Source organism: Sphingobacterium spiritivorum ATCC 33861 (assembly GCF_000143765.1).
GTDB classification, from domain to species: Bacteria; Bacteroidota; Bacteroidia; order Sphingobacteriales; family Sphingobacteriaceae; genus Sphingobacterium; species Sphingobacterium spiritivorum.
This window is the reverse complement of sequence record NZ_GL379770.1, coordinates 1671752-1687698: the sequence shown is the minus strand read 5'-3', so window position 1 is coordinate 1687698 and position 15947 is coordinate 1671752. Positions and strand designations below refer to the sequence as shown.

Sequence of the window (15947 nt, the reverse complement as noted above, 5' to 3'; positions counted from 1 at the left end):
ATGCAGGGTGGAGTTATCCCTTTTCCATTAATTTGGGAGAGGGATTCTCTTTTTTACAGTTTTTCTTTAGAAAGGGATATCCGGAAACCAGATGAGATAACAGTAATTCAAATCACTCCGGCAATGACTACTTAAAACAAACTTAAAGGCTGCTCAACCTCATGATAACCTGGATTAAGCTTACCTGTTCTAAAGTCATTCACAATGTTATGAGCCAGTCGGGTAGGTTCGGGAATACGATACCGTCCGGTAGACTGCCGGATCACTTCCAGGCTTTTGTTCACGGACAAACCGTATCCCGGAGAGATAAAAACAGGTTTCACTGCTTCTTTTGTCCGCAATAAATGACCGATATGCTTTACTCCATCTACTATTGGTGTAGATGATCCTTTGAAACGTGCCAGATCAGCATGGCGGCCATATAATGAATTCTTGGCACATCCAATGGTTGCCTGTCCGGTAAGCACTCCAAAGTGAGAAGCAATTCCCATTTGTCTGGGATGCAGGATCCCTTGCCCGTCTAACACCAGTACATCTGGTCTCACCGGAAGTAAAGACCAGGCGTTCAGCAAAGCAGGTACTTCACGAAAGGCCAGATAACCGGGAATATAGGGAAACGACGAATGTCCGGTAGCTAATGCATATGAACGCAGCGTCATATCCGGATAATTCAGTATAACGATAGCGGCATACAGGATTTCACTACCCTTATTATAAGAAATATCAGCTCCGCCAATAGTATATATAACCTGAGCATCAGGACGGTCAAAGCGAAGCTTATGACGCAAATCTTCCTGTATTTCTGTTGCTTCCGGTAGTGTAAGTTTATTATAGTCCATTAATCAAAAAGATTAAGTTGTGCTGAAAGGGGAGGTTTTGCTTTACCAAATACTGTTCGTCCCCCGTATTTCCAGGAGTCAGCACGTTCCTTTTCTATTACTTTATCAAAGTTGTCATTTGGTGTAAATCCTTCTTCCATACGGCTTGCAACCTGGGAAAGTGATTTGATAGCCTGCGTCTTATCTGAATTGCCTAATCTGGAACGTTGTATCGCATTCTGCAAGGTTTGTATTGTATCATCATACACGGTGACCGGAACAGGGAAGGGGTGACCGTCTTTACCACCGTGAGCAAATGAAAATCTTGCCGGATCGCGGAATCGGGCCGGACTGCCATGTATGACTTCGCTGACCAGTGCAAGCGACTGGAGGGTACGCGGTCCCATTCCTTTCAGTAATAATAATTCTTCAAAGTGCTGAATGTTATTATCCTGTGCTAACCACAATACAGATCCCAGTCTTTTCAGATCCACATTTTCTGAACGGACATCATGATGAACAGGCATAACCAGATGGGTAAGCTCTTTTAATATGAGCCGGGGATCTTCAGCCACCACACTTAACATCGCTTCCTTAATCGGACGTGCAGCCTTATCTGTAAGATTGAGAATCTCGCCACAGTTTTGTCCATAAATAAAAGTGTGCGGTTCTTCTGTAAATGACTGTACCGCTGAAGAGTGCCAGTGATAACGTCTGGCTGTACTGCTCGCATCGCTCATACCTTGCTGAATCACCGTCCATTGCCCTTCATTACTGACCACAAAATTATGCTGATAGAGTTGGAAACCATCCTGAACAGCGGTATTATCCACCTTTGCAGCCAGTTTGCTGCACCTTACCATATCTGCAGCATCTAATCCGTTATATTCTGCAAAACGTGCAAGTTCGAGGGGAGTCTGCCGGGACAATTTGCCTTTACCTCCACAGACATAAATACCAAATTCCTTAGCATGAGGATTAATACTTCTCTTCAGTGCACCCATTACGGAGGTAGTGATGCCGGAAGAATGCCAGTCCATACCCATTACGGCACCCAGACTCTGAAACCAGAAAGGATTACTCAGTCTGCTCAAAAGTTCGTTCTTACCTTTATGACTGATGATCTCTTCTACAATCGCCAAACCTAATTTACCCATACGCTCTGCAAGCCACAATGGGACATGACCATAGTGTAAAGGTAAATCTGCTGTGCCGGATCGCTTCATATTACTAACAAATTTAGCAAAAATAATTTGAAATATGAAAATCCTACTCTTTTAACTTAATACAAGAGAGGCGTATACAACCGTGATATTTTAATCTTATTTAACCTCTTTAAACTTTCCGTTTTCCTGTAAGGTGTAAATATGCGTTTCTTTTGTCGGCTCTTCCTGCATATAGTTCCAGTCTTCGATAGTGATTTTACCTTTTTCGATAGTGCTGATTTTGCGGAAAGCAGATTCTGCTACTTCATCATATGCAACGGGCAGGATATCGATGATTTTATAGTTTTTATCAACCGTCAGCATGCTCGTACATAATTCCATTTCGCCTTTATGATATGTAACCACTACTGTTTCAAACTTTTCAGAGAATGGTATGCTGTAATTTATATTAAAATCAGTGGCATCTTCAATAGCCTTTTTAAGATTAATCTTCTTAATAAGTTCAGGATTTTGTTTAGTTGCGGGTTTGTAATTATCAAAATTAGTAGAATCCGTTACAGGAAGCTGCTTTACGGGAATGCTGGCCCATGTCAGATCTTTGGTATCTGAAACCGGCTTGCTTATTGTATCAGCAGATACTGCTGAAGAGATTGAATCTCCGGCGGACAGATCTTTTTTGTTTTCGGGCTTACTGTTGCATGAATATAAAAGAACAAAAGGAATAGCAAATAGTATCGTTTTCATTTAAGTAATGTATTAATTATAAAGATGTAAAAAATAAGATTATTGGAAATTCATTACTGTCAATTATTATTCCAATATCATTGATAAAAGTGATATTCAGCCTGTCTGAGCTAAGAAATTATACATTTGTATCTTTCATAGCCGGCATCGTAATTTCTTTGACACAGCTGGCCTTTGAGGTTGACAGAATAAATCGTACTGCCGCCATTACGTCCTGCAGAGGAATAAGTTCAGCATGCGTTTGTTCTAAGACTTTATTCAGGTCTTGATCATAATCAAATTCAGTAGCCAGGTATCCCAGATTCAGAATAGACACGCCAATACCGTATTCCCGTAGATTTTCCCGTAATGCGTGTACAATTCCGCGCAGAGCAAATTTAGTGGCCGAGAAAGTCACTTCTTTTCCACTATGATTCTCTAATCCCCAGGTAGAGCCAATCAATATAATCTTGGCATTTTCAGATTTCTTTAAGTTCTCTGTAAAACTCTGCACCGCCAGAAGGCAGGATGAAATATTGGTATTGATCATAGTAAGGATTTCTTCCTTTGTGTTATCCTTAAAATCGTATTCATCTGAAAAAGCATTATGTTCCCATATGCCGACATTATAAATCAGGTAATCTATACAGTTACTACCTATTACATGACGGATACTTTCGGAGGATTCAGCCGGATTTGCCAGATCAGCAGCGATCCATTCAATTTTATGATCCACTTCATGCAGATAATCGGGTTGGCTTCTTGAGATTCCATACACCAGATCTTCAGCCTGCGGGAGGTGTTTAGCTAAAGCTTTGCCTAAACCTTTACTGATACCGTATATTAAATATGTATGATTAGTCATTGTATACTTTTCGTATGTAAGTACCTACTTCTGTATAATCGTTTCGAGTAATTCACTGTCAAAGACTGATGCAGGAGAAATTACCGTTTCATTCAACGGGATATGATGACCATAGCGTTCCTTTAATTGAGCCTTGACAGCGGGATTCGTAAAATCAAAATCCTTTAATTGTTGCAACTTCCCCAGTTTTATTCCGGCGGCACGTTCATATATTTTATAGATCAGTTCAGAACAATAAATATTGTCATCGCTCCATTCAAACCTGATGTCATAATCTCTTCCTTCCAGCTTTTCACCTTCCTTTTTCATACTTGTCAGTATATCTGCTGTCAATATCTGATCCGCATTTTTAAGACGCCGGATCACGTACTGGCTATTTTCACCTCTTGCGATCCACTCAGAAAGAGCTGTTTTCTGTACCGGCTGTACAGCTTCCAGCACGACATATTCTTCACCTTCTTTAAAGATAATGCCACAGTGGGAGTAGGGAGAATTTGTAGCCAGCTGAATAGCTTTGCTTTGTTCAGAAAGAGAAGACTGAAAGATGAGGTCTGCTTCCTTTATATTGGCTTGATCAGGTTTCTGATCCTGCTGTTGTGACAGGGAAGGGTTTTCCATGCTTTTACCGATACAGGATATAAGAATGGTAAGCAGCAATAAGGCGTTAAGACTCAGCAATATTTTTTTCATGATACAGCCAGATTACACTGCTCCCTGACCGAATGTCAACAGATTGTGGTCCGGGTCAAGTAACGAAAATTCCTTTTGTCCCCATGGCTTGATCTCCAGCGGGCCATTCGGATGTATACTAACGTTGTTATCCAGAAAAGACTGGTAGCATTCCTCTATATTATCTGTCCGGATATATACCTGTCCATAATTTTCCAAAGGATCGAGTTCCCGAAACAAGAAGAAATGAATCTCAATATTTTCCTTTCGGATCATTATATAATCTCCATAGTCTCCGATTAGTCCAAAGCCTAATTCTTTCGTATAAAATGCTAGTGTGATAGCCTTATCACGCATCGGCAATTTGGGATGAATAGCAGTAAGCATTATAAAAGCATTTAATTAGAGTTCAAAAAGCTGCAGCAAAGCACTTCCCATATGTTGCAATTTACGGGTATAGTCATCTTTGCAGGCTTCATTAATTTCACCTTCCCGGTAATATATCTCATCCAACTGACTGTTCAGGTCTGCATATTGCAGCCAGCTGTCAAAATCAATATGCAATTCTACAAAATTATGCAGGCCCATTTGTGCCTGATTGTGATCATAAAAATAGAGCTTATGTTCCCTGTCAAACAGCCAGAGATCTCCCTGACCATTCTGCCCGAAAATCCAAAAGCGGTCAATATCCTGTCGGGTATAAGTTTCCGGCCAGTAACCGGGATCTGCAAATGCGCTGGTTTCCTTCCATGCCTCTGCAGCAGCAAAGAGTGTACATTCAGAAGAGATTTCCCGTGTCCTTATCTCCTTAACCAGATCTGTATAAGACAATGCAAAAGGAAAATCAACAGACTGAGGAAATGTGCTCAGTGCTTTGCCTTGTGACAATATATCCTGTTTGATTTGTTCGGTTGATCTTAGTGTAAGCATAGTACTCTATTGAAGATCTTATTCCACGTCATTTAAAAGATTATCCACATTATCCCAATTCTCATCGTCACTTATTTCACAATCAAAGTTGACCAGCCGGTTTGGGTCTGCTTCCAGTTCATTGAGCTTTCCGATTGCACTCTCCACATCATCCACATACATTTCTATCGATATTCCGCTGTCTGTTGTGATGCGGGCCACAATATGGCATACACACACTTCTCTTAGCTGTTGTGTAAAGTAATCCTCTATATCGCCATAATCCAGATCTTCATTTCGAAGATTAAATTCATCATTCAGCAGATCTACTGAGATGAAGCAATTAAACATACATTCCTGTTTATAAGGATAGTCTGCATAGGCTTTATCTACCCAGCAGGTAGCAGGTTTTCCGGAGTCGGTATCCATTAAAAAGAGTGTAATACTATTTTCCGGGTATATATTTTGTGTATCGGCTTTAATTTTATTCCATTCCATAGTTGTATAACGCTAATCTTTGACCAAATGTATAAATTTACGTTTACAAATAAGCTATTACACGCCATACAATACTTTATCCATGGAGGAGATCAGAATACTGAATAAAGATGAATTATTTCGCATTAAAGAGATTGATCGTTCAGAAGAAATTGCTGAACTGTATGTTTATACGCAAGGCCGTTTGGTATTAATACCACACAGAGAGTCTGTCAGCGGATTTGATCCGGAAGAACTGGAAGAAATAACAGTACGTCAGCATCAGTTAGTAAGTGAAGGCGGAGTAGTATATGGTGCTTTTGATCAGGACAAACTGATAGGAACAGCTTCTGTAGACTATAAACGCATTGGAGTCAGGCACAACTACAGCAAGATGGATATTCTGTACGTAAGCCATACTTATCAGGGAAAGGGGATAGGTCGACAGCTGTTGAATGCCTGTAAGAATGCTGCTTTGAACTTTGGGGCAGACAAACTTTATATTTCTGCCACCCCGACACGCAATACTATAGATTTTTATCTGAAAAATGGTGCCAGACTGACTAGGGAACTGAATAATGAGCTATTTGCCGCAGAGCCAGATGATATCCATCTGGAAATGGACCTTACAATGTAAACAGCGCAGATTATGTACTATATTTTACTCAATCTATTAGGATAAGGCCAGATTGCTTTGCCTGATCTTCTGATCCGCTAAAATGAGGTACAGCAACAGGCCTATAGCTATCAGTGCATAGACAACCAGAATCCCTATACTCAACCCTCCGACAACCCATTCGGAAGGGAATAACTGACTCAGCAAGGTCATAAATGAAAGACCTATTCCGGCTCCCAGAAAGTAGCTGGTACTTGTCAGACTGGAGGCGATACCATAGCATGCAGGATCGACACCACGAATCCCCAAAACTGACAGGCTGGTGAAGCAGAATGTCATTCCTATTCCTGAAATACAGGCTGCTCCCAGCAATACTAAGACAATAGGATGTCCTGTATAGACCGAAGCAAAGAGAGAAACAGCTCCTAAAAACATGCAGGACCAACCCAGGATACCCATTCTGACCGGATTCAATACTTTGGATATTTGAGGCAATACAAATTTGGCGACCAGTGCGGACAAGATGCTGAAGGGCACCAGCATAAGACCGGCTGCTGCTGCGGTATGTCCCATATCTTTTTGCAACATCAGGGAAATAAGAAATAAAAAGCCTATAAAAAATGCACCTAACGTAAAAAAAGCAAGATTGGAAACGACCAATGAGGTATTTCGGAATAACTTAAGATCGATCAGCGGTTCGCTAACAGATCTCAGTCGCATAAATACAAGTATCAGAAGAACTACGGCAAGCAATAATGAACCACCTACAAGAACGGGATGCAGTGCAATATGCATCAGTTCATGCGCACCGTAGGTCAGACTCAGTAATCCCAACACGAGGAGGATACCTGACACAGTGTCTGTTTTTGCCCGGATACTTTGCTTTTCATCTGCAGGCAGATAGAAAACTGCCAGTATCAGTGTCAGCAACAATATAGGGACATTGATTAGAAATACCCAGTGCCAGCTCAGGTAAGTACTTATAATACCTCCAATAGAAAGGCCGCTGCCGGATCCTATAGCTGCAAATGAACTGAAAACACCTAATGCACGATTGCGCTCCTGTGTTTCTCTGAATGTATTGGTCACTAATGATAGCGCTGCCGGCATAATAAGTGCTGCACCAAGCCCCTGCAAGGCTCGGAAAATGGCCAACATTATAAAATCTGTCGATAGTCCGGCTCCTAATGAGGTAAACATAAACAGTGCCGCACCCCATAAAAAGATCTTTTTGCGTCCCACCTGATCCGAAAGTTTACCGCCTATAATCAGAAAACCTCCAAAAAACAGCACATACAACGTCTGCAACCATTGTATACTGTCACTGCCTATACCAAATTGCTCCTGTATTGCAGGAATAGTGAGATTGATAATAGCGATGTCCAGTGCTTCTACAAATGTACCTACGGATGCCAAGATTAAGATGAGATTTTTTCTCGTTTGCATGTGCTTGAAATTTCTGACAAAATTACCTTTCAAAGAACGTATGTTAAAATTATTAGCTAAATTTGGAACAAAATAACAATAAAATATTGAATTAAATATCAATCGTTCCGATCCAACACCTTTAATTCGCTAAAAACAGAACAAATGCAACAGGAAAACTATATACTCGATGAAAAAGATCTGGCTATCCTTCGGTTACTGCAAAAAGATGCCAAATTAAGTGTAAGGGATATTGCCACACGGATCAATCTGAGTGCAACTCCTACACATGAGCGTATTAAACGTATGGAGAAACAGGGAGTTATACGGGAATACACGACAGTGGTAGATCGCAAAAAGGTCAACAAGGGAATGATGGTGCTTTGCATGATAGCCCTTAGTGCACATAATAAGAAAGCTGCCGGAAAATTTATTGAGGAAGTGGTCAGACTTAGGGAAGTGGTCGAATTTTATAATATAAGCGGTGATTTTGATTTTATGCTTAAAATTCTGGCTCCTAATATGGATGATTTTCATGATTTTTTTGTCAATAAATTATCTGAAATTGAGGGGATCGGACAAACAAAAAGTATTTTTGTGATGAATAGTATTAAGGAAACCCATCAGATCCTTTAATTTTATTGTTTTAGATTATATACCTATGTCATCTTTTAAACGTCGTGATTTTTTAAAGTTATCCGGTTTGGCGCTTCCTGCAATCGCTCAGATTGTTCCTTCAACCAGTTTTGCAGATTCGGCATCTAAGGATAAAATTCTGAATGATAGTGATGCCGTATACTTTATCAATGATGGTATTTTCTACAAGCCTGATGATTTCATCGCACAATTGCAGGCTATACAGGCTAAAGATCCGATAGAGCGGGACAGCTATGCAACTGATGGCACCATGAAGAAGCTGCTGGATAAGTGTATAAAAATAACCGGAAAAGAGGCTGCTATTTATATGCCATCCGGAACACTTGCGAATCAATTGGCGATATCCGTGCTCGGGAAATCTGCAACAAAAGCATTTGTGCAGGAAAAAAGTCATGTGTACAGAGACGAAGGCGATGCTGCTCAGACATTATTCAATAAACGATTGATCCCGCTTGCGACAGACAATCACTGGTTTGATCAGAAGGAACTGCAGCAAGCTGTAGATGTGCATGAGCAGGGAGAGGCTTTCGCTGTTCCCGGAGCCGTTGTTTCCATCGAAACTCCTGTAAGAAGAGCGGATAACCGGGTATTCCCGCTTGAAGAAATAAAGAAAATAGCTGAATATTGCAATTTAAAGGGCTACAGAATGCATCTTGACGGGGCGAGATTGCATGTGGCATCGGCATATACAGGTCATGCTATTGCTGACTATGCTCAATACTTTGACACGGTATATTTATGCCTGTATAAATACCTCGGAGCTACAGGAGGCGCTGTACTCTGCGGAGACAAGGTTGTCATTGATCAGATGCATCATCTGGTCAAAATCCACGGAGGAGGTGTTTTTACCAACTGGCCTAATGCTGCAATGGCGCTCCATCACCTGGAGGATATTGATCGTGTAATGCAGGAAGTAAAGGATAAATCCCAAACGCTTTTTAATCTCTTTAATCGGATGGATGATATTCAGGTAGAACATCCGGAGCACGGAAGTAATATCAGCCTTATGAAAATAGGGAAGGGGATAGACAGTGTAAAGTTGAGAGGGCATCTGCGTCATGAACATAATATTATCTTGGGGCAACCCCGACAAGCGGATGGAATGATTGCTGTAAAGACGAATGCAACTTTATTAAGACGGGCTAATAGTCAGCTTGTATCTGCTTTTGAGGACGCCATCCGAATGGCAAAAATTTCCTGATTACAAACCAATTATTTATCTTCTGACAAAAACAGGCTTATTACATTGATGCTGAATTGTAATAAGCCTGTCAGTTGAATATAAAACAGATATATATTTGTTTTTCTAAGTTTTAGATCTGTTTCTGAAGTTTTTTATTAAAATAAAAACAGAAAAAGCAAAGGTGAGGCCGTAGATAATGGCTAATCCCTTATGTAAAACTTTAAAATGCTCAAAGTCTATCTGCTTGTAAAGTGCAGATCCGACAATGACGGCTGTAATACCAAAAATAAATGATGATGCTTTGTTCTTTTCCATGAGTTAATGCTTATTGGCGAAACTAATTTAGAAATATTCAGGTATATAGACAAGCACCTGAAAAAATCATCACTAATAATTGGATTATGTTCAGCTGAATTTCAGTAATTTTATGAAAAATACATTTTCTATGAAACATAGACTTTTTATTATTGCTGTATTGATCTCCTTTGTTTGTATGTCTGAAGTACAGGCGCAGTCAAAAACTGTTGCTACCAACTATTTTTCAATCGCAGGAAAGGAAATATGTAATTTTGCCGGCAAATATTCAAGTGAAGGGGAAGAAATCGGCGTGATTGCTTTCGACATGTCACAAACAGGAACAAAAGTCAAAGGTAAAGCCCGCTACATGACTTTTGGAAAAAAAGCAAAAACGCTGACCTTATCCGTTGATGGAAATATTAAAAGTGACATCGCTTATATCCAGTTTAAAGATCAGAAAGGCGCTGTTGTTGCCAAAGGAACCCTAAGTATAGACGGAGAAGATACGCTTATTTTTAAGCAGACGACTTCATCCGGTCTTATACCACATGAGGCTGTTTTGCTAAGGTAGGTTGGGTGTTGGTATGATCTACAAAAAATTTCTGTATCAATAACAAGTTTGAATTTAAAAGCGTATAAGTGAAAAAAATTACTTAATTTTGGAACATATTATATTTAGAGATATTAAAGATTTATAGTTCTACCTTTTTTCTTCCCTTCAATACTAATTTGTCCTTTGTCATTGGCTGTACCAATGTGTATTCCATCACTATTATAAACTTCATACTCTATAAATTGATGGAAAGTATCTAAATGCCAATAGCGCTCATTTTTTATTTCGTAATAAACCGTTGCTCCTTTGACTGTAATTTCAGGTCTTTTTTGGAATTTATTTTCATCCTTCAATGAAAACTCTTTTACTGACCTAGTCTTTAGCCATTCTGCAAATTCAACATCATTTATTACATAATCAATCTTTACAAAATAATCAGGATAATTTAAATGCATAGAATCCCTGAACACAAGAATTTTATTTCTACACGATTCAATACCATTTTGAAGATTTAATAAAATATAATTATAATTAGAATTTAAATAAAGTTTTTCCGCAATTGATATTAACGCTTCCTCACAATTATATGCGTTATAGTTAGCAAGGTGCCATCTGATATAAGATGTTTGAACATTTGAAATATCCATTTTGACAGCCCTTTGTGAACTCAAAAATTGTCTTATTACCTTAATTTCCTCAGTAAGATATATCTCTGCATCTGCATTTAGTTCTTTATATGTATTCAGATTAGATTCCGAATAATAAATCTTAAAATCAGAATGTTTTTTTGTGAGCATTAAAACCTCTATGAAGGAATTTATTATTTTTTTATCTTCATCAAAAGCTTCAGGAAAATGAAAATATACATTCATGCTAAAACCCTAATAGTTTTTCTAAATCAATTTGAATTTGGTCAAAAAAACCCTCTGGACTAATAGCAATACGACCACCTTCTTCTATTGGAATTAGCAAGCGTTCTGTATAATTTTCCTTCTCATTTCTAGTGAATTGATATATTTTAACCAAGTCTTTATCTAACCCTTTTTTGTCTTTATTTTTATATAATTTGCATTGTACAGCAATACCATTAATTATATGGTCTGAATGAGTTTCAATTATGATTTGAATACCTGCTTGGGCAGCAATGCAAATTAATTCTGTAAGCTTAGCAATACCATTTGGATGTAAATGAGCTTCTGGGTTTTCTATTATAATTATAGCTCCTTTTTTAGCAGAAAGAATAGCTACTAATATGGGTAACGTATATGATAAACCAAATCCAACATTTTTTGCATCATAACCCGCAGTTTTCTTGGTTGTACTACGTTCATTGTCAAATGAATATTTTAAAATATATCCAAGCTTGCCTACATCTTGTATTTCAGCATTTGCACCATTAAAAATATATTTTTCCCATAATAAAACTTGAGTAAATAAATCTTTATATACTCTTGATTCTTCATCTGATATACATAATTCATCAATCACATCATCATTTCTATACTTATCAAGATAATGGACAAAATATTCAGCTTTGCCTTCTATAACAGATATCTGTTTATGGACATCAACCATTTTATCATCCTTTTCATATCTTTCTAATGGACCAAATCGAGCAGCACTGATGTATTGAAAATTGGTATTGAATAAACTAATTTTTGAAAACTTTTCAAATGATTTCTGCCATTCATTACCTTCAAAAATACTTTTATTTTCGACTCTATCTAAGTTTAGATTAATAAAAGATTTTACTTTGTCTGCTTCTGAATGAGCTTCATAAAAAAAATCGCAAATAAAATCATCATCAAAATCTAGCTTAACTTGAAAACCATCATAATCGCCAAATTCATATACAGCATCATTTACTGTTCCTATTTTAATTGGATTAGATTTTAAATCCAATATTTCAAATGATTTATCTTTTATAAAAACTTCTCTTAAGAGTAGTAGAATTTGGATAAAAGAGGATTTTCCAACACCATTTGAACCACATAAAACAGTTAAATTTCCAATTTCGATATTGGTGTTTTTATGAGATTTAAAATTGTTTAATTCAATTATTTTAATCATTTTATAAAATTAGATAAAAATGCAGAAAACTCTTTATTGCGTAGATTCACATTATCTTTAGTGGCAGTACCAGTAGTTATAGCATTCCAAAATCTTTTATTATCATTTTGTAGCTCAATAAAACTAGTAACAAATTCCTTTTTATTCTTAAGTAATTCTCTAGTTTCATCATCAGTTAATTTTGAAAAAACCGTAGAAATAATTTCAAATAGTGGTTTGTTAATTGGCTTTCTTCCATCATTAATTGATTGTCTTTTTCTAAATGAATCATTTCCAAATATTTCCCATGAAATATCTAAAGCTTTCTTAAAATCAATTACCATTTTCCTTCTGTCAACTTCATTTTCAGGGATTAATTTTGTCCCAGTTGTTATAAATCTATCCATATCTGGTTCATAGTTAGAATAGCCTTGTATATAAAAAGAAACAAATCTTGAAACAAAATCTAGGTCTTCTTGTCGTCTAGTTTTTATTGATCCACTTGTTACTTTATGAAATAATTGACCAACCTCAGTTTCTTTGGATACAAGCTTTTCTAAAAAATCAACTCTGTACCCCTGAAATAAAGCTGTTCTTATCTCTTGAGAAGTAAGAGGTACATCTCCTTGATTAATTCTACTAAAGATTGTATACTTTACTTCATCAGGAGTGCCTTTACCTATTAAGTTGATTGTTACTTGATTTGAATTGATCCTACGTTTTATATCTTTAGGTAAATCGTTCCAAGTTTTATGATTGTATTCAGTGAGAAATTCTAAATTTTCTAATTTTAGTTGAGAATTATTTTTCCCTACTTCTCCAGTACCCAACATAAAATGTTCTAATGTACTCATTCTTTGAAGTCCATCAACAACGTACCACTTTTTATTATCACCTTCATCAAAATAAAAAAGAGGGATTGGTAAATCTAGCATCAAAGATTCTATAAATCGACTTTTTTTAGTATTATTCCAAAGATTAGGAAGTCTTTGATATTTTGGTATAAGTATTTGTTTATCTTCTAATAATTCAACTAATTGACCAATATTTCGTGGTACAATTTTTATATTAATATCTTCTGGTTTAAAAGGAACTTCAATTACTATCTCTTCATTTCCTATCTCCTTTTCAATATCTGATGCTTCTTCTTCTGTAATATTATATTGATTCATGTTACTTTTATAAAATCTCTAAACTCAAATGTAAAATTACTATTTATTTCTGTGTCAACTTCTTTTAATCATCCATAATTTCATCCTTTTCTTTTAGTATCTGCTCATTGTTGAAGCTATGCAATTATAGGACTGTGTTGTATTTTCTGTTACATGATGAATTAAATTTGTATGTAAAGTAGCAAAATACAAAAAATGTATTAATAATACTTAATTAGTATAAACATATAGATTTATAAACACACAAAATAAAAGAGTAGGGGACTACCATGATTTACAGGCGCTTAAATGATCTTTAACCTTCAAATTTGGGACAAATCACAAAACATTATGTTAAGTAAACCGGTATGTAATTAGATGAAAAAAGCATAAATTAGGAGATAAGATGGAAGAAGAATTCATACATACAGAGGCAAAGGTGGCATTAATTCAAAAATTAAAACAATTTAGTTATGTGCCTTTACCAGAGCCAGTTTCAACAGATCGTATCAAATTTTCAGCAAACAATGGCGATACGTATGAGGTAATTTTATGCTTTCTCAATTTGGACAAAGCCCGTAGCATCAGTATTAATCAGCGTGATTTTGACTATACGCCACGAGTGGATTTATTGGTAATGCTTACCATATATATGCATGATATGAATCCGGTCATGTATCTGATACCAAGTATGGTATTTGCCACACCAAACGCTATATTTCAAAACCACGAGCAACCTGACAATTTACGTCATTTTTCTACATGGCAGATCAAAATCTTTACCAAAGCTATCGAAGAACTCAGTCATTACGCATTGGATGCTGTGAACGAACTGTAGAATGACGAATTCTGTAAGATTTAAATATATAAATGTCCTATAATTTATATTATGTTAAGTAATAATTTTGACACACTCATACCCTTGCATACTTTTATCTCAAAATCCAACTGCTTTTAATATCCTTAAATTCTATAGGCTTGAGTCAATTCGATATTTTCTTTTAAAAAATCCGGAATACTATTAAAAGCATTAGTCATTACAATCAACATCTTAAAAATCCTAAACAAAAAAACGGACTCCAAATCCTGAAGTCCGTTTTAAAATCTCTTTACAATTTTTATTTAAGCCACATTTTCGATAATCAGCGCGCCAACAGTCAGATTGGTTCGCGGATCAATCAAGATGGCGCGGGCGTTTGCAGGATTATCAGAAGCACGGTCAAAAATAATATCCTCAGCAGCTTTTACTTCCACTTTTCCGATATCATTGAGTTTGATCGGTTCATTATACAAATATTCCTGCGTATTGATATCAATCTTATGCAGCACATCCTGAATCTTGACTTTAGTCAGTTTGCTGTGATACTGTATCAAATATACCTGAGCGGTATCCAGCGGTTTGTTGTCAAACCAGCAGATGTTTGCTTCAAACTGTCGTTCGGCCAGAGCCGGATTTTCTGCAGAAACAATAACATCTCCACGGCTAATATCCACATCATCAGCAAGATGCACAATTACAGATTGTCCGTTTTCAGCCTTCTCAAGATGCTTTCCATTCAATTCAATCGCTTTAATACTGCTCTCTGTACCTGAAGGCAGGATCAATACCTTATCGTCAACCGACAGCCCCTCTCCCACTACTCTTCCCGCATAGCCGCGGTAATCGTGTAATTCATCCGTCTGCGGACGAACAATCCATTGTACCGGAAACCGCCAGTTTTCATTTGTATTTTCCTCAAATTCAACCGATTCCAGATAATCCAGCAAAGACGGCCCCTCATACCAGTTCATTCGGGTTGACTTATGAACGATATTATCGCCTTTTAAAGCCGATACCGGTAGATAGTCCACATGCGTCAATCCCAATTTTTGAGCCAGTTGTTCGTAGTCATGCTTTATATTTTCAAATACAGCCTGCTCATAATCCACCATATCCATTTTATTGACGCATACCAGGACCTTTTTCAGAGATAATAATTTAGCCAAAAAAGAATGGCGCTTTGTTTGTTCAATAACACCTTTGCGGGCATCAATCAATACAATAATCAGATCCGAATTGGACGCTCCGGTTACCATGTTGCGGGTATATTGAATATGTCCGGGAGCATCGGCGATAATGAATTTCCGGTTTTCCGTTTGAAAATATTTATAGGCCACATCTATAGTAATGCCCTGCTCACGTTCTGCTTTCAGTCCGTCAGTCAGAATCGCCAGATCCACCGTTCCGTCATCATTCTTACGATTCGCTTTCTGAATAGCTTCCAGCTGATCGTCTAATATAGAGTCTGTATCATAAAGCAGGCGTCCGATCAGCGTACTTTTGCCGTCATCTACAGATCCTGCGGTTATAAACTTAAGTATATTCATTTTAGTAGTTTGCTTGAGATTT

Annotated in this window: 19 protein-coding genes; 5 read left to right on the top strand and 14 right to left on the bottom strand. The window is 37.3% G+C overall.

Annotated features, from left to right (window positions below; all coding sequences use genetic code 11):
• Window positions 1-131: 131 nt before the first annotated feature.
• From HMPREF0766_RS07405 to HMPREF0766_RS07370, 8 genes are all read right to left on the bottom strand, one after another.
• Window positions 132-839, bottom strand: coding sequence for an endonuclease V (locus tag HMPREF0766_RS07405; RefSeq protein WP_002995164.1), 708 nt, complete (start codon window positions 837-839; stop codon window positions 132-134).
• Window positions 839-2044 (bottom strand): DUF763 domain-containing protein, encoded by a 1206-nt coding sequence (locus HMPREF0766_RS07400; protein WP_002995160.1) that lies wholly within the window; start codon window positions 2042-2044, stop codon window positions 839-841. Before HMPREF0766_RS07400 ends, HMPREF0766_RS07405 begins: the two co-directional genes overlap by 1 nt.
• 96 nt (window positions 2045-2140) lie before the next feature.
• Window positions 2141-2728, bottom strand: a complete 588-nt coding sequence (locus HMPREF0766_RS07395; RefSeq protein ID WP_002995156.1) for a hypothetical protein — start codon at window positions 2726-2728, stop codon at window positions 2141-2143.
• Window positions 2729-2846: 118 nt separating this feature from the next.
• Complete coding sequence (locus HMPREF0766_RS07390; RefSeq protein WP_002995153.1) at window positions 2847-3572, bottom strand: SDR family oxidoreductase; 726 nt, start codon at window positions 3570-3572, stop codon at window positions 2847-2849.
• A gap of 24 nt (window positions 3573-3596) precedes the next feature.
• Window positions 3597-4262 (bottom strand): YiiX family permuted papain-like enzyme, encoded by a 666-nt coding sequence (locus HMPREF0766_RS07385; protein ID WP_002995151.1) that lies wholly within the window; start codon window positions 4260-4262, stop codon window positions 3597-3599.
• 12 nt (window positions 4263-4274) lie between these two features.
• Window positions 4275-4628: a bleomycin resistance protein gene (locus HMPREF0766_RS07380; RefSeq protein ID WP_002995149.1), complete on the bottom strand. Its 354-nt coding sequence runs from the start codon at window positions 4626-4628 to the stop codon at window positions 4275-4277.
• 15 nt (window positions 4629-4643) lie between these two features.
• Window positions 4644-5171 (bottom strand): hypothetical protein, encoded by a 528-nt coding sequence (locus tag HMPREF0766_RS07375; RefSeq protein WP_002995146.1) that lies wholly within the window; start codon window positions 5169-5171, stop codon window positions 4644-4646.
• Between the two features lie 18 nt (window positions 5172-5189).
• Window positions 5190-5648, bottom strand: coding sequence for a DUF695 domain-containing protein (locus HMPREF0766_RS07370; protein WP_002995144.1), 459 nt, complete (start codon window positions 5646-5648; stop codon window positions 5190-5192).
• 82 nt (window positions 5649-5730) lie between these two features.
• Here HMPREF0766_RS07370 and HMPREF0766_RS07365 point away from each other — a divergent pair, with 82 nt between their 5' ends.
• Window positions 5731-6264 (top strand): GNAT family N-acetyltransferase, encoded by a 534-nt coding sequence (locus HMPREF0766_RS07365; protein ID WP_002995142.1) that lies wholly within the window; start codon window positions 5731-5733, stop codon window positions 6262-6264.
• Window positions 6265-6300: 36 nt separating this feature from the next.
• On the opposite strand, the gene HMPREF0766_RS07360 is transcribed toward HMPREF0766_RS07365, so the two are convergent.
• A complete protein-coding gene (locus tag HMPREF0766_RS07360; protein ID WP_002995140.1) occupies window positions 6301-7689 on the bottom strand; it encodes an MFS transporter in 1389 nt (462 codons plus the stop codon).
• Window positions 7690-7833: 144 nt separating this feature from the next.
• Between HMPREF0766_RS07360 and HMPREF0766_RS07355 the strand changes: the two genes are divergently transcribed.
• Window positions 7834-8304 (top strand): Lrp/AsnC family transcriptional regulator, encoded by a 471-nt coding sequence (locus HMPREF0766_RS07355; protein WP_002995138.1) that lies wholly within the window; start codon window positions 7834-7836, stop codon window positions 8302-8304.
• A 25-nt stretch (window positions 8305-8329) separates the two neighbouring features.
• Window positions 8330-9526: a threonine aldolase family protein gene (locus HMPREF0766_RS07350; RefSeq protein WP_002995137.1), complete on the top strand. Its 1197-nt coding sequence runs from the start codon at window positions 8330-8332 to the stop codon at window positions 9524-9526.
• Window positions 9527-9631: 105 nt separating this feature from the next.
• Here HMPREF0766_RS07350 and HMPREF0766_RS07345 read toward each other — a convergent pair whose 3' ends face one another.
• Window positions 9632-9823: a hypothetical protein gene (locus tag HMPREF0766_RS07345; RefSeq protein ID WP_002995135.1), complete on the bottom strand. Its 192-nt coding sequence runs from the start codon at window positions 9821-9823 to the stop codon at window positions 9632-9634.
• A 130-nt stretch (window positions 9824-9953) separates the two neighbouring features.
• On the opposite strand from HMPREF0766_RS07345, the gene HMPREF0766_RS07340 reads away from it, so the two are divergent.
• Window positions 9954-10376: a hypothetical protein gene (locus HMPREF0766_RS07340; RefSeq protein WP_236590507.1), complete on the top strand. Its 423-nt coding sequence runs from the start codon at window positions 9954-9956 to the stop codon at window positions 10374-10376.
• Between the two features lie 113 nt (window positions 10377-10489).
• On the opposite strand, the gene HMPREF0766_RS07335 is transcribed toward HMPREF0766_RS07340, so the two are convergent.
• From HMPREF0766_RS07335 to HMPREF0766_RS07325, 3 genes are read right to left on the bottom strand one after another with little or no spacing between them, the layout of a single operon-like run.
• Entirely contained in the window at window positions 10490-11230 is a 741-nt protein-coding gene (locus HMPREF0766_RS07335; protein ID WP_002995128.1) for a hypothetical protein, read from the bottom strand.
• Between the two features lies 1 nt (window position 11231).
• On the bottom strand, window positions 11232-12428 hold the full coding sequence (locus HMPREF0766_RS07330; RefSeq protein ID WP_002995126.1) for an AAA family ATPase: 1197 nt from the start codon (window positions 12426-12428) through the stop codon (window positions 11232-11234).
• Window positions 12425-13579 carry a DUF262 domain-containing protein gene (locus HMPREF0766_RS07325; RefSeq protein ID WP_002995122.1) on the bottom strand — a complete coding sequence of 385 codons (1155 nt, stop codon included), beginning with the start codon at window positions 13577-13579 and terminating at the stop codon, window positions 12425-12427. The genes HMPREF0766_RS07330 and HMPREF0766_RS07325 overlap by 4 nt, the downstream gene beginning before the upstream one ends.
• A gap of 385 nt (window positions 13580-13964) precedes the next feature.
• Between HMPREF0766_RS07325 and HMPREF0766_RS07320 the strand changes: the two genes are divergently transcribed.
• The gene (locus HMPREF0766_RS07320; RefSeq protein WP_002995119.1) at window positions 13965-14396 is read left to right on the top strand and encodes a hypothetical protein; all 432 of its coding nucleotides are present in this window, start codon (window positions 13965-13967) and stop codon (window positions 14394-14396) included.
• 284 nt (window positions 14397-14680) lie between these two features.
• Here HMPREF0766_RS07320 and HMPREF0766_RS07315 read toward each other — a convergent pair whose 3' ends face one another.
• Complete coding sequence (locus HMPREF0766_RS07315; RefSeq protein ID WP_037459676.1) at window positions 14681-15925, bottom strand: sulfate adenylyltransferase subunit 1; 1245 nt, start codon at window positions 15923-15925, stop codon at window positions 14681-14683.
• Window positions 15926-15947 lie beyond the last annotated feature (22 nt).